Source organism: Variovorax sp. Soil_C_26 (assembly GCF_057657075.1).
In genome coordinates, this window is sequence record NZ_JBDGJC010000003.1 from 291,002 (window position 1) to 303,537 (window position 12,536).

The following is a 12,536-nucleotide window of genomic DNA, read 5'->3' on the forward strand; positions in this document are numbered from 1 at the left end:
TTCTAGTCACAAGCGGGAGATGGCCGCACAGTACGTGCATCATGCCCATCGCCCTTCTCGCCCTCACCGCCGGTGCCTTCGGAATAGGCACCACCGAATTCGTCATCATGGGCCTGCTGCTGCAGGTCTCGAGCGACCTCCACGTCTCCATCACGGCCGCCGGCCTGCTGATCTCGGGCTATGCGCTCGGCGTCGCAGTGGGCGCGCCGCTGCTCACCATCGCCACGCGGCGGCTGCCGCGCAAGACCGTGCTGCTCGCGCTGATGGCGATCTTCACGCTCGGCAACCTGGCCTGTGCGCTGGCGCCGAACTACGAGATGCTCATGGCCGCGCGCGTGGTCACCTCGCTCGCGCACGGCACCTTCTTCGGCGTCGGCGCGGTGGTGGCGACCGGGCTGGTCGCGCCCGAGCGCCGCGCCTCGGCCATCGCGATCATGTTCACCGGCCTCACGGCCGCCATGCTGCTCGGCGTGCCGGCGGGCGCCTGGCTCGGGCTGCACCACGGCTGGCGCGCCACCTTCTGGGCCGTCGCGCTGATCGGCGTGCTGGCCTTCACGGTGCTCGCGCTGTTCGTGCCGCGCGTCAAGGCCGAGGCCGCGCCGGCCAGCGTGCGCGACGAACTCGCGGTGCTCGCGCGCGGCCAGGTGCTGCTCGGGCTTGCGATGACGGTGCTCGGCTATGCGGGCGTGTTCGTCGTGTTCACCTACATCCAGCCGCTGCTGACCCAGGTGACGGGCGTTGCCGAATCGGCCGTGTCGCCGATCCTGCTGGTGTTCGGCGCGGGCCTGGCGGCCGGCAACCTGCTCGGCGGCCGGCTGGCCGACCGGGCGACCATGCCCGCGGTGCTCGGCACGCTGGTGGCGCTGGCCGCGGTGCTCGGTGCGATGCAGTTCGCCATCGGCACGCCGGTCGCCGCGGTGGTGTTCGTCGGCCTGCTCGGCCTCGCCGCGTTCGCCACGGTGGCGCCGATGCAATTGCGCGTGCTCGAAAAGGCCACGGGCGCCGGCCAGAACCTGGCATCGAGCCTCAACATCGCGGCCTTCAACCTCGGCAATGCGCTCGGCGCCTGGATCGGCGGCGTGGTCATCGACCACGGGCCGGGGCTGCGCGCGCTCGGCTGGGTGGCCGCGCTGCTGACGCTCGCGGGGCTGGCGATCGCACTCTGGAGCCGCGCGCTCGACCGCCGCGAGAGCGATGGCACGACGGCGGACTGCGCCTCGGCGCGGGCCTGACGAATCCTTTTCCCTTTTTCTTCTCTCTTCCAACCACTCGAAAGCCAACACCATGGAACAACGTTTTCTCGGCCGCTCGGGCTTCAAGGTGCCCGCACTCGGCTTCGGCGCCGGCACCTTCGGCGGCCAGGGTCCGCTCTTCAGCGCCTGGGGCAACACCGACGTCGAAGGTGCGCGCAGCATCGTCGACCTCGCGCTCGGCGCTGGTGTCACCTTGTTCGACACCGCCGACGTGTATTCGAACGGCGCGTCCGAATCGATCCTCGGCGCGGCGCTCAAGGGGCGGCGCGACAAGGCCATCATCTCGACCAAGCTCTCGCTGCGCGCGGGCGACGGGCCGAACGACGTGGGCGCCTCGCGCCACCATCTGATCGCCGCGACCGAGGCCGCGCTCAAGCGGCTCGGCACCGACTACATCGACATCCTGCAGCTGCACGCCTTCGACGCGATGACGCCGGTCGAGATGGTGCTCGACACGCTCGACGACCTGGTGCGCGTCGGCAAGGTGCGGCTCATCGGCGCCTCGAACTTCTCGGGCTGGCAGCTCATGAAGTCGCTGGCCGCCTCCGACCGGCTCGGGCTGCAGCGCTTCGTGGCCAACCAGACCTACTACTCGCTGATTGGCCGCGACTACGAATTCGAGCTCATGCCGCTGGGCGTCGACCAGGGCCTGGGTGCGATCGTCTGGAGCCCGCTGGGCTGGGGCCGGTTGACGGGCAAGGTCCGCCGCGGCCAGCCGCTGCCCGAAGGCAGCCGCCTGCACGAGACCGCCGGCTTCGCGCCGCCGATCGACGACGAGCGCCTGTACCGCGTGGTCGATGCGATGGACCAGGTGGCCGAGGAAACCGGCAAGACGCTGCCGCAGATCGCGCTCAACTGGCTGCTGCAGCGGCCCACGGTGTCGAGCGTGCTGATCGGCGCGCGCAACGAGGCGCAGCTTGAACAGAACCTCGGCGCGCTCGGCTGGCAGCTCAGCGACGACCAGCGCCGGCGGCTCGACGCGGCGAGCGCGGTGCCGCCGCCCTACCCCTACTACCCGTACTGGAACGGGCAGTTCGCCGAACGCAGCCCGGTGGCGGTGCAGCAGTTGCCGGGCTGAGCGGCTCGGCCCTCAAGCGGCGACGGGCTCCGGCGCCGGCATCGCCGCCGCAGCCGCGAGTTCGTCCACCAGCCGGTCGACCGCGGCTTCGGCCTTGGCGAGCGACTGCGCCAGTTGCTCGCCGCCGAACTCGTCGCATTCGACCGCGGCCTCGTGCATGTCGGTGACGCCGATGTAGCCGAACACCGAACGCACGCTGCTTTCAGTGTGGTTGAGGTGCGCGATGCGCCCGCCGGGGTCGTAGCCGTGGTCGCCGCGCGCGCCCAGCAGGACCATGCGCTTGCCCATGTCCGCGAGCATCGGCCAATACGGCACCGCACCGCGCGCGCGGTCGAAGCCGAAGGTGCGGCCCACGCGCACGATGTTGTCGATCCAGGCCTTGAACTGCGCGGGCACGCTGAAGTTGTACATCGGCAGGCCGACCACGATCAGGTCGGCCGCGACGAGCTGGTCGACGAGCCGATCGCTTTCGGCCAGCACCTCGGCCATCCACGATTCGCGCGCCTCGGGCGGCGTGAAGGCCGCGTGGATCCAGCGCGCATCGACATGCGCGGGCGGATGCTGCCCGACGTCGAGGTAGTCGACACGGTCGCCGGGGCGCACGGCTTGCCAGCGCTCGACGAAGCGTGCGGACAGGCGGCGCGTGTGCGAGCCATGCGGATCGATGCCCGAGCGGCCCGGACGGGCGCTGGCGTCGATGTGGAGGAGGTTCAGGTGGTCGGATTTCATGGATGAGGTTCCTTGGTGCATGGGGCGCTGCCACAATGGCGACGCAGGCCTTGAATCTAGGGACGAAGTCCTTCCGCCACAAACGATCGTTTTTCCACCTATGCAAGAGATCAGCTCACCTGTTCGGCCCGGCCGCCGGTTGCCGCCGCTGCTGTCGCTGCGCGCCTTCGAAGCCGCTGCCGCACACCGGAGTTTCCAGCGCGCCGCGCAGGAGCTGTCGGTCACGCCGTCCGCCATCAGCCACCAGGTGCGCGCGCTCGAAGACTCGCTGGGCCAGCCGCTGTTCCGTCGCCTCACGCGGCAGCTGGTGCTGACGCCCGCCGGCGAACGGCTGTTCGACGACCTGCGCATGGGCTTCGACCTGCTCGAGGCCGGCATCGACAGGCTGCGCCGGCCCGCGGCCTCGCCGGCCGTCACGCTGACCACCAACACCGCGTTCGCGGCGCGCTGGGTGCTGCCGCGCATGGAGGCCTTCCGCAAGGCCTGCCCCGATGTCGAGCTGCGCCTGCACGCGAGCGACAGGCTGGTCGACCTTGCACGCGGCGATGCCGACATCGCGATCCGCTCGGGCCGCGGCAACTGGCCTGGGCTGGTGGCGCGCGAACTCATGCACGAGCGCTACGCGCCGCTGTGCAGCCCGATGCTGAAGCTCCGGCGCGTCGCCGACCTGCCGAAGCACCAGCTCATCCATTGCGACTGGCAGCCGCATGCGCTCGCGCCTGCGGTGTGGCCGCGCTGGTTCCGCGAGGCTGGCATCGCCCCGCCGCGCGGCCGCGCGATGAAGTCGCCGGGCCTGTCGTTCTCCGACGAGACGCATGCCATGCTCGCCGCGCTCGGCGGCCACGGCGTGGCGCTCCTGAGCCTCACGCTCGCCGCCGAAGAGATCGCGAGCGGCGCGCTGGTGCAGCCCTTTGGCCCCGCGCTCGACACCGGGAGCTATTTCCTTGCGGTGGCTGAAGGGCGGGAGAACGAAGCGCCGGTGCGCGCGGTATGGGACTGGATTGCGGCCCAGGCTGCGGAAGGATGAGGCTGGCTGGCGAGACGCGGTGCGCGAGAACAGCGCCAGACGCTATATTCTGGCCGCACCTCGCTTTCGCGAGGCGCGAGAAAGGATGCCCGTGCTACCGTCCGTTGTGCTCGAATTGAAACGAAGTGCGGTGCGCGAAGCGGTCGGCCGCTTCCGCACGGCGAATCCGCGCGTCTTCGGTTCGGTGCTGCATGGCACCGACCAGGAAGGCAGCGACCTCGACCTGTTGGTCGACGCGCTGCCCGGTGCCACATTGCTGGACCTGGGCGATCTGGAGGAAGAGTTGAAATCGATGCTCGGCGTCGACGTCGACTTGCTGACACCCGGCGACCTGCCGCCGAAATTCCGCGCCAAGGTGCTCGCGGAGGCACAGCCAATATGAGCGAGAGCCGCCTGCCCGACTACCTCGATCACATACAACAAGCTGCAGCCGATGCACGCAGCTTTGTACAGGGAATGGCCAAGGACGATTTCCTGACCGACAGACGCACCCAGCAGGCCGTCATCATGAGCCTCATCATCATCGGAGAAGCGGCCACGAAGGTGATGGACAGCCACGCCGAGTTCACCATTGCCCACGCCGAAGTGCCGTGGCGCAGCATGCGCAACATGCGCAATCGCATGGCTCACGGATACTTCGACGTCAATCTCGAGGTGGTCTGGGAGACGGTGCAAAAATGGCTGCCGGCTTTGCTCGAGCAGTTGGCCGCGGTGCGGCAGAAAGCCGGCACCACAGACGGCGACGGCAAAGGCGCGCAGCCGTGACCGACAGGCGCCGCACGTTGATTCGCCCGCCTTTCACCGTTCGCCCCGCCACCGCAGCCGACGCGCACGCGCTCGCCGCGCTGGCAATCCAGGTGTGGCTCGACACCTACGCGACCGACGGTGTGAACGACTTGCTCGGGCGCTATGTGCTCTCGACCTTCACGCCCGCAGCGTTCGCTGCGTGGTCGGAAGCTTCCGATGTCGAACTGCGGGTCGCGCAGGCCAATGGCCATCTCGTGGGCTATGCGCTGCTGCAGTTCGGCGCGGTGCAGCCGCTGGCACCGGCCCGTGAAACCGAACTGCGCACGCTCTACGTGCAGTCGCCGTTCGCTCGCAGCGGTGTCGGGTCGATGCTGCTGCGCGAAGCGCGCAGCGCCGCCCACGAACGCACGGGCAACGACGGCCTGTGGCTCACGGTGAACGTGAAGAACCTGCGCGCCCGCGCGTTCTACGAAAAGCACAGGCTGGCCGTGACGGGGCTGACACAGTTCGTGCTCGGCGACGAGCGGCACGACAACCACGTGATGGCCACGCCGACCCACTGATCAGCCCAGCGGCAGTTCGATGCACGCCGCCAGCGGCACCGCCGTGATGCGCTCGCTGCTGGCCACGACCACGGCCCGCCCCGGTTGCGCGACACGCCGCTCGATCGCCTGCCACAGGCCGTGGATCGAACGCGCGTCGAGCGCGGCGACCGGATCGTCCAGCAGCACCACGGGCCGCCCCGACGCGAGCGCGGCAGCCAGGCCGACCTTGCGACGGGAGCCGGTCGACAGCATGAACATCTGCTTCTCCAGGTGCGGCACGAGCGAGAAGGCCTCGGCAAGGCGCTGCCACTCGGCCTGGTCGAAACCCGCATCGCCCTCGCCCAGCAAGGCCGTGCAGGCCTGCACGCCGAGCGGGTCGAAGGCTTCCGACGCCGGCTCGCAGAAGAAGACCTGGCGCCGGTAGGCCTCGGGTTCGGCGTCGAGTGCCACGCTGTTCACGCACAGTTGACCGGCCGATGCAGGCAGCGCACCCGCCAGCACGCGCAGCAAGGTCGACTTGCCGCTGCCGGTGTCTCCGTAGAGCTGCGTGACGCCATCGCCGACGGCGATTGACCAGCCGTCGGCCAGCGCGGGCTGGTCGGGGTAGGCGAAGTGCAGGTCCTGGATCTGCAGCATGGAAGAAGTCGGGGAAAGTCTCATGGGGAACAGCGGCATCGAAAACGGCATTGAACGCGATTGTGTCGCCGCCGTCGCTCAGCGCACGCCGCCGTCCAGCGGCGACAGCCCCTTCACCCACTCGAACACCGCCGCCACGTTGGGATCGTCGCGCCGCGCCTGCGGGCACACGAGGTAGAACGGCGAGCCCTGCAGCACCGGCCCGAAGGGCTGCACCAGGTTGCCCGCGCGCAGCTCGTCGGCGATGAGTGCCAGGCCCATCAGCGCCACGCCCTGCCCCTGCAGCGCGGCCGAGACGGTGTGGGTTTCGTCGGAGAACACGGGACCGGCCGTCACGTCGAGTCCCGGCACCTGGGCCACCTGCTGCCAGGCGGCCCAGGTGCCCGGCTGGTTCCTGCTGTTCGGAACCGCGAAATGCAGCAGCGTGTGCTTCGCGAGGTCGGCCGGACGGCGCAGCTTGAGCGTCGGGCTGCAGGCCGGCGCGAAGACGGTGTCGAAGAGCTTCTCGGCCACGAGGCCCGGCCACTGGCCCTTGCCGTAGCGGATGGCGACGTCGGCCGTGAGCCCGTCGAGCGGCACCGCATCGTGCGAGGCATGGATGCGCAGGTCGAGCCGCGGGTGCGCCGCGCGCAGCGCACCCACGCGCGGCAGCAGCCAACGCGCGGCGACCGCGGGCGTGGTCGACAAGGTGATCGCGCTGCGCTCCGGCGGCGCCCGCAGCCGCGCCACGGCCTGTGCCATGGCGGCGAACGAATCGCTCAGCACCGCCTGCAGCTCGCGGCCCTGCGGCGTCAGCACCAGCTGGCGCGGCTGGCGGATGAAGAGCGCCACGCCGAGTGACTCTTCGAGCTGCCGCACCTGATGGCTGATGGCCGTGGGCGTGACCGAGAGCTCGTTCGCGGCGAGCTTGGCGCTGCAGTGCCGCGCGGCAGCCTCGAAGGCGCGCAGCGAAGCCAGGGGCGGGAGTGAGTGCAGTCGGTTCATGGATGAATTGATTTTTTAGCAGCGCAAATAAATCGTCGTTTGTCGCGCTTTTTATGCTTGGATAAATTGCAAAGCATGTCAAGAGACAGCTGAATTTCCTTCATCCACCTAGACCGGAGAACCACCATGACCACCACCCTGCTCCACATCGACGCCAGCGCCCGTCCCGGGCGTTGGGGCACCCACCTGCACGGCTCGCATTCGCGCCGGCTCGGCCACCACTTCGTGAGCGCATGGCGCGCGGCACGCCCGGACGACGAAGTGATCTACCGCGACATCGGCGCCGCGCCGCCCGCGAGCATCACGGGCGAATGGATCGCCGCGGGCTACACGCCGGCGGACCAGCGCGAACCATGGATGCATGCGGTGCTGGTGGAAAGCGATGTGCTCATCGACGAGATCCGCCGTGCGGACGTGCTGGTGATCGGCGTGCCGATGTACAACTTCGGCATGCCGGCGCCGCTCAAGTCATGGATCGACAACGTGGTGCGCATCGGCGCCACCTTCGACTACGACCGCGAGCGCGAGAACCCGTACGTGCCGCTGCTGGCCGAGCGCCACCGCCGCACGGTGCTGTTGACATCGTGCGGCAGCAGCGGCTACGGCCCGGGCGGCTGGCAGGCGCACCGCGATCTGCTGACGCCCGGCATCGCGAGCCCGCTCGCGCTGCTCGGGCTCACCGAGGTCCACAGCGTGGCGATCGAGCATGCCGAGGACCGCGACGAGGAGCTTGCGCGCTCGATGAACGCAGCGCTCACGCGCATCGAGACGCTGGTGAGCACGCTGCAGGCGCCGTGACGTGACGCGCGCTCAGCCCGCGCGCAACTGCTCGCGCAGCTTTTGCCCGATCTCGGGCCGCTCGAGGAAGGGATCGGCGGGGTTGGTGATCGACACGATGTTCTCCATGCGGCTCTTCACGTTGCCGAGCGCCTTGGGATGGCTGAACACGTAGAACTGGTTGGCGCTGATGGCGTCGAACACCTTTGCCGCCACCTCGGCCGCGCTGATCTTGCCGCTGCTCACGGCCTTGTTGCTCATGGCCTGGCCGATGAGCTGGCTCTTGGTGAGCTCGCTCTCCTTGGGCGCGTTGGGACGGTTGCGCTCGCTCGTCGTGATGCCGGTGGGCACGAAGTACGGGCACAGCAGGCTGGCGCCGATCTGGTCGGTCACGAGGTTCAGGTCCTGGTAGAGCGTCTCGGTCAGGCTCACCACGGCGGCCTTGGCGGCGTTGTAGATGCCCATGTTGGGCGGCGTGAGCAGGCCGGCCATGCTGGCGGTGTTGGTGATGTGGCCGCGCCAGGCCGGGTCTTTGGCGGCGGCTTCGAGCATCATGGGCGTGAACAGGCGCACGCCGTGTATCACGCCCCAGAGATCGACGCCGAGCACCCATTCCCAGTCGGCCACGGTGTTCTCCCACACCAGGCCACCCGCGCCCACGCCGGCATTGTTGAAGACGAAATGCGGCGCGCCGAAGCGCTCTTTCACGGCGGCGGCCAGGGCCTCCATCTGGGCGGCGTCCGAGACGTCGACCTTGCGCGCGAGCACCTGCGCGCCGGCAGCCTCGGCCTCGGCGCGGGCCTTGTCGAGCGCGTCCTGCTGCACGTCGACCAAGACGAGGTTCATGCCGCGTGCGGCGCCGATGCGTGCGCATTCGAGCCCGAAGCCCGATCCCGCACCGGTGAGAACGGCGGTCTTGCCCTTGAAGTCCTGAATCATTGCCGGTGTCCTTCTTGCGTTGAATGTCTCTGAAGCTGGAGGCGCTATTGAAATACGGAACGCGCACCGGCGCAGTCACGAAGGTGCCCGCGGATGTCCCTCGCTGCGCTTCAGGCCTCGGCCTTCTTCAGCACATAGCCGATGCGCGGAAAGTGCACATGCACCGTGCCGACGCGCTCGCTGCTGCGCGCGAGCGTGTAGTGCGTGCGCGTGGCCGCCACCAGCGTGCCCGGGGTTTCCTCGAGGCCGAAGCTCTCGGCGCGCACGGTGACGGCGCTGCCGAGCGGAATGCCATGGTCGTCCTGGAAGGTGCTGTCGGTCAGCAGCGTGTGCGGCACTGCCGCCTTGGCCGCGGCGATGGCCTCGTCGGCGGTGGACTTCTCGGGCGCGCCATGGCCGATGGCGGCCATGCGGTCCATCCAGTCGACCACCGCGGGCGTCAGGTCGAGGATGCCGCGCACCGCGTCGATGCGCCGGGTGTACCAGAGCGGGTGGTAGGCCGAGAAATCGGCGATGCACGGAACCTCGCCGAGCAGAAAGGGCTTGTCGTCGAACATGTCCGACAGGCGGCGCAGGTACGACTTGTAGGCGCTGGTGGCATCGGCCGGGCGCAGCCGAGTCATGTTGCCGGCGCTCATCTTGCCGCGGTCTTCGCCGAAGGCCTTGGCCGCTTCGGGCGGCGCCTTGGCGAACACCTCGGCCACGCCGCGGGGCTGCATGTTCCAGGCCATCGCGGCCCAGAACAGCGTGCTGTCGGCCCACTGCGCGAGGATGCGCGACATGCCCTTCTCGGGCTCCGGGTAGAGCGATGGCTCGGGCTGCAGATGCTCGAGCACGTCGGCGATGAGCGCGGTGTCGCAGTACATGTCGGCGCCGATCTGCAGGAACGGCGTCTTGCGGTAGCCGCCGGTGAGCGTCTCCACCTCGGGCTTGGGCATGATGGCCGGGATCAGCACCGATTTCCACGGCAGCTTCTTGGCCCCGAGGATGAGCCGGACCTTCTCGGAGAACGGCGAGGTGTTGTAGTGGTGCAGGATGAGTTCGGCCATCGGGGTTCCTTGTGTGCGGTCGAGCCGCGGGTGTCGAAATGGGGTGCGGAGGGTGCGCTCAGCGCGGACGCGCGCGCGCGATGATCGCGTCGAAATCGGTGCCCGTGCCCAGCATGCCGAAGGCATGGCCCCAGTCGCCGCCGAGCCGCGAGGCGCAGAACGCCGCAGCCACGGCGCCCGGCGCGGTCTGCACCAGCAGCGCAGCCTGCACCGCCAGCGCCACGTCCTGTGCCAGGCGGCGCGCCTCGGTCTCGGAGGCCATGGCCTCGATGCGCGCGGGCAGCGCGTCGGCCAGGCGGTCGAGTGCGCCCTGCTGGCCGCGCGCGGGCGCGAGTTCGGCGGCCAGCGCCGCCACCGCATCGCCCTTGCGCAGGCCGCGCAGCAGGTCGAGCGCCATGATGTTGCCGGCGCCCTCCCAGATCGAATTGAGCGGCATCTCGCGGTAGATGCGCGCCATGGTGCCCTGGCCACCCTCTTCCACATAGCCGTTGCCGCCAAGGCATTCCATCGCCTCCTGCGCCAGGTGGCTGCCACGCTTGCAGATCCAGAACTTGGCGACCGGCGTAAGCAGCCGCGCCATCAGGCGCTCGTGCTCGTCGTGCTGCCGGTCGAAGGCGCGCGCGAGGCGCAGCGCGAGCGCGGTGGCGGCCTCGCTCTCGAGCGCCAGGTCGGCCAGCACGTTCTTCATGAGCGGCTGGGCGATCAGCGGCTTGCCGAAGGCGCTGCGCTGCACCGTGTGGTCGATGGCGAGCGCCACAGCCTGCCGCATGAGCCCGCTGGTGCCGAGCGCGCAGTCGAGCCGGGTCATGGTGCCCATCTCGAGGATCTGCGGAATGCCGCGGCCCTCTTCGCCCACGAGCCAGGCGATGGCGCCGTGGAACTCGACCTCGGAACTCGCATTGGCCTTGTTGCCGAGCTTGTCCTTCAGGCGCTGGATGTGCAGCGCATTGCGGCTGCCGTCGGGCAGCACGCGCGGCAGGAAGAAGCAGCTCAGGCCGGCCGGCGCTTGCGCGAGCACCAGGAAGGCATCGCACATCGGCGCCGAGAAGAACCACTTGTGGCCCGTGATGCTGTAGCGCTCGCCCCAGGCGTCGCTGCCGTCGCGCGCCGCCTGCGTGGTGTTGGCCCGCACGTCCGAGCCGCCCTGCTTCTCGGTCATGCCCATGCCCATGGTGACGCCGGGCTTGTCATTAAGGCGCTTGAGCGCGGGGTCGTAGTGCAGGCTGGTCAGCTTGGGCCCCCAGTCGGCGTACACCGCCGCATTGCCGCGCAACGCGGGCGTGGCGGCATAGCTCATCGAGATCGGGCACAGGATCGACGGCTCCAGCTCGGTGAAGAGCATGAAGCCCGCTGCGCGCAACACATGCGGCGAGGCCGTCGGCCCGGGCGCGTCGCCCCACGGCACGCCGTGCAGGCCCGCGCCCACCGCGGCGGTCATCAGCGCGTGGTAGCTCGGATGGAACTCGACCTCGTCGACGCGCCGGCCCTGGCGGTCGTGCGTGTGCAGCGCGGGCGTGTGCGTGTTGGCGAGCCGCGCATGCGCCTGCATGCCGGCGGTGCCGAGACTGGCGCCCAGCGCCTGCAAGGGCGCCACGTCGAGCTTCGGCGCGTTGAACTTCAGCGCATCGCGCAGGGGCCGGTGGGTTTCGAAGAGGTTGTAGCCCGTGAGCGGTTCAGGTTGGTTGAACACCTCGTGCGTCATTTCCATCAGCGGCCTCCTTGCCGTGCGTTCATTCAGTGCATGTCAGATCAGCTTCACCAGTTGCTTGCCGAAATTCTTGCCCTTGAGCAAACCCAGGAAGGCATCGGGGGCGGACTCGATGCCCACGGCCACCGACTCGCGCGGCCGGAGCTTGCCGCTCGCGACGAGGCCGCCGAGTTCGGCCAGCGCCTCGGGCCAGACCTCCATGTGCTCGCTCACGATGAAGCCTTCGATCTTGAGGCGGTTGATGAGGATCAGCGACGGGTTCGCGAGCGGCAGCGGCTGGCCGTCGTAGCCCGCGATCATTCCGCACAGCGCCACGCGCGCGAAGGCGTTGGTGCGCAGCAGCACGGCATCGAAGATGTAGCCGCCGACGTTCTCGAAGTAGCCGTCGATGCCGTCGGGGCAGGCTTCCTTGAGCGCGGCGCCCATGCTCTTGACGTCGGGGTGCTGGCGGTAGTCGATGCATGCGTCGAAGCCCAGCTCGTCGGTCACGTACTTGCACTTGTCCGGGCCGCCGGCGATGCCGACCACGCGGCAGCCGCGCGCCTTGGCGAGCGCACCGAACGCGCTGCCGACGGCGCCGCTGGCAGCGGTGACCACCAGCGTGTCGCCGGCCTTGGGCGCAATGATCTTCACCAGGCCGTACCAGGCGGTGACGCCCGGCATGCCGACGGCCCCCAGGTAATGCGACAGCGGCACCTGCGTGGTGTCGACCTTCTTGAGCGCACCGGGCTGCGAGGCGTCGACCACGCTGTATTCCTGCCAGCCGCCGAAGCCGACGACCTTGTCGCCCACGGCAAACTTGGGATGCCGGCTCTCGACCACCTCGCCGGCAGCACCGCCCTGCATGACCTGGCCGAGCGGCTGCGGCTGGGCATAGCTCTTGGCATCGTTCATGCGCCCGCGCATGTAGGGGTCGAGGCTCATGTAGTGGTGGCGCACGAGCACCTGGTTCTCTGCCAGCGGCGGGGTTTCGGCGGTCACGAGCTTGAAGTTGCTCGCGACGGCTTCACCCTCGGGGCGGTTGTCGAGATGGATCTGCTTGTTCGTGGGCATGGGAAGGGTCT

14 protein-coding genes are annotated in these 12,536 nt (G+C 69.2%); 7 read left to right on the forward strand and 7 right to left on the reverse strand.

What is annotated here, in order from left to right; translation table 11 throughout:
* The first annotated feature begins 41 nt into the window (after window positions 1–41).
* Together AC3A6G_RS10860 and AC3A6G_RS10865 are read left to right on the forward strand one after the other, a co-directional pair.
* Window positions 42–1,232 carry an MFS transporter gene (locus tag AC3A6G_RS10860; protein WP_487859071.1) on the forward strand — a complete coding sequence of 397 codons (1,191 nt, stop codon included), beginning with the start codon at window positions 42–44 and terminating at the stop codon, window positions 1,230–1,232.
* A gap of 52 nt (window positions 1,233–1,284) precedes the next feature.
* The gene (locus AC3A6G_RS10865; RefSeq protein WP_487859070.1) at window positions 1,285–2,331 is read left to right on the forward strand and encodes an aldo/keto reductase; all 1,047 of its coding nucleotides are present in this window, start codon (window positions 1,285–1,287) and stop codon (window positions 2,329–2,331) included.
* A gap of 12 nt (window positions 2,332–2,343) precedes the next feature.
* Here AC3A6G_RS10865 and AC3A6G_RS10870 read toward each other — a convergent pair whose 3' ends face one another.
* The gene (locus tag AC3A6G_RS10870; protein WP_487859069.1) at window positions 2,344–3,060 is read right to left on the reverse strand and encodes an FMN-dependent NADH-azoreductase; all 717 of its coding nucleotides are present in this window, start codon (window positions 3,058–3,060) and stop codon (window positions 2,344–2,346) included.
* A gap of 100 nt (window positions 3,061–3,160) precedes the next feature.
* Here AC3A6G_RS10870 and AC3A6G_RS10875 point away from each other — a divergent pair, with 100 nt between their 5' ends.
* The 4 genes from AC3A6G_RS10875 (at window position 3,161) to AC3A6G_RS10890 (ending at window position 5,397) form a co-directional block, all read left to right on the forward strand.
* Window positions 3,161–4,087 (forward strand): LysR substrate-binding domain-containing protein, encoded by a 927-nt coding sequence (locus tag AC3A6G_RS10875; protein ID WP_487859068.1) that lies wholly within the window; start codon window positions 3,161–3,163, stop codon window positions 4,085–4,087.
* Between the two features lie 91 nt (window positions 4,088–4,178).
* A complete protein-coding gene (locus AC3A6G_RS10880) occupies window positions 4,179–4,469 on the forward strand; it encodes a nucleotidyltransferase family protein (RefSeq protein ID WP_487859347.1) in 291 nt (96 codons plus the stop codon).
* The gene (locus AC3A6G_RS10885) at window positions 4,466–4,852 is read left to right on the forward strand and encodes a HepT-like ribonuclease domain-containing protein (protein WP_487859067.1); all 387 of its coding nucleotides are present in this window, start codon (window positions 4,466–4,468) and stop codon (window positions 4,850–4,852) included. Before AC3A6G_RS10880 ends, AC3A6G_RS10885 begins: the two co-directional genes overlap by 4 nt.
* A complete protein-coding gene (locus AC3A6G_RS10890; RefSeq protein ID WP_487859066.1) occupies window positions 4,849–5,397 on the forward strand; it encodes a GNAT family N-acetyltransferase in 549 nt (182 codons plus the stop codon). The genes AC3A6G_RS10885 and AC3A6G_RS10890 overlap by 4 nt, the downstream gene beginning before the upstream one ends.
* Here AC3A6G_RS10890 and AC3A6G_RS10895 read toward each other — a convergent pair whose 3' ends face one another.
* Both AC3A6G_RS10895 and gcvA read right to left on the reverse strand, forming a co-directional pair.
* Window positions 5,398–6,039 (reverse strand): ABC transporter ATP-binding protein, encoded by a 642-nt coding sequence (locus AC3A6G_RS10895; RefSeq protein ID WP_487859065.1) that lies wholly within the window; start codon window positions 6,037–6,039, stop codon window positions 5,398–5,400.
* A 54-nt stretch (window positions 6,040–6,093) separates the two neighbouring features.
* On the reverse strand, window positions 6,094–6,999 hold the full coding sequence (gene gcvA / locus AC3A6G_RS10900; protein ID WP_487873615.1) for a transcriptional regulator GcvA: 906 nt from the start codon (window positions 6,997–6,999) through the stop codon (window positions 6,094–6,096).
* A gap of 126 nt (window positions 7,000–7,125) precedes the next feature.
* On the opposite strand from gcvA, the gene AC3A6G_RS10905 reads away from it, so the two are divergent.
* Window positions 7,126–7,797: an FMN-dependent NADH-azoreductase gene (locus AC3A6G_RS10905; RefSeq protein ID WP_487859063.1), complete on the forward strand. Its 672-nt coding sequence runs from the start codon at window positions 7,126–7,128 to the stop codon at window positions 7,795–7,797.
* Between the two features lie 12 nt (window positions 7,798–7,809).
* On the opposite strand, the gene AC3A6G_RS10910 is transcribed toward AC3A6G_RS10905, so the two are convergent.
* The 4 genes from AC3A6G_RS10910 to AC3A6G_RS10925 form a co-directional block, all read right to left on the reverse strand.
* On the reverse strand, window positions 7,810–8,715 hold the full coding sequence (locus AC3A6G_RS10910) for an SDR family oxidoreductase (protein WP_487859062.1): 906 nt from the start codon (window positions 8,713–8,715) through the stop codon (window positions 7,810–7,812).
* Window positions 8,716–8,825: 110 nt separating this feature from the next.
* The gene (locus AC3A6G_RS10915) at window positions 8,826–9,764 is read right to left on the reverse strand and encodes a glutathione S-transferase family protein (RefSeq protein WP_487859061.1); all 939 of its coding nucleotides are present in this window, start codon (window positions 9,762–9,764) and stop codon (window positions 8,826–8,828) included.
* Between the two features lie 58 nt (window positions 9,765–9,822).
* On the reverse strand, window positions 9,823–11,472 hold the full coding sequence (locus AC3A6G_RS10920; RefSeq protein WP_487859060.1) for an isovaleryl-CoA dehydrogenase: 1,650 nt from the start codon (window positions 11,470–11,472) through the stop codon (window positions 9,823–9,825).
* 36 nt (window positions 11,473–11,508) lie between these two features.
* A complete protein-coding gene (locus AC3A6G_RS10925; RefSeq protein WP_487859059.1) occupies window positions 11,509–12,525 on the reverse strand; it encodes an NADP-dependent oxidoreductase in 1,017 nt (338 codons plus the stop codon).
* Window positions 12,526–12,536 lie beyond the last annotated feature (11 nt).

Bases quoted from the DNA above. Each gene is read 5' to 3' on its own strand.
- AC3A6G_RS10910 (WP_487859062.1), bottom strand. From the start codon at position 8,715: ATGATTCAGGACTTCAAGGGCAAGACCGCCGTTCTCACCGGTGCGGGA.
- AC3A6G_RS10865 (WP_487859070.1), top strand. From the start codon at position 1,285: ATGGAACAACGTTTTCTCGGCCGCTCGGGCTTCAAGGTGCCCGCACTC.
- AC3A6G_RS10920 (WP_487859060.1), bottom strand. From the start codon at position 11,472: ATGGAAATGACGCACGAGGTGTTCAACCAACCTGAACCGCTCACGGGC.
- AC3A6G_RS10875 (WP_487859068.1), top strand. From the start codon at position 3,161: ATGCAAGAGATCAGCTCACCTGTTCGGCCCGGCCGCCGGTTGCCGCCG.
- AC3A6G_RS10925 (WP_487859059.1), bottom strand. From the start codon at position 12,525: ATGCCCACGAACAAGCAGATCCATCTCGACAACCGCCCCGAGGGTGAA.
- AC3A6G_RS10905 (WP_487859063.1), top strand. From the start codon at position 7,126: ATGACCACCACCCTGCTCCACATCGACGCCAGCGCCCGTCCCGGGCGT.
- AC3A6G_RS10885 (WP_487859067.1), top strand. From the start codon at position 4,466: ATGAGCGAGAGCCGCCTGCCCGACTACCTCGATCACATACAACAAGCT.
- AC3A6G_RS10860 (WP_487859071.1), top strand. From the start codon at position 42: ATGCCCATCGCCCTTCTCGCCCTCACCGCCGGTGCCTTCGGAATAGGC.
- AC3A6G_RS10870 (WP_487859069.1), bottom strand. From the start codon at position 3,060: ATGAAATCCGACCACCTGAACCTCCTCCACATCGACGCCAGCGCCCGT.
- AC3A6G_RS10895 (WP_487859065.1), bottom strand. From the start codon at position 6,039: ATGAGACTTTCCCCGACTTCTTCCATGCTGCAGATCCAGGACCTGCAC.
- gcvA (WP_487873615.1), bottom strand. From the start codon at position 6,999: ATGAACCGACTGCACTCACTCCCGCCCCTGGCTTCGCTGCGCGCCTTC.
- AC3A6G_RS10915 (WP_487859061.1), bottom strand. From the start codon at position 9,764: ATGGCCGAACTCATCCTGCACCACTACAACACCTCGCCGTTCTCCGAG.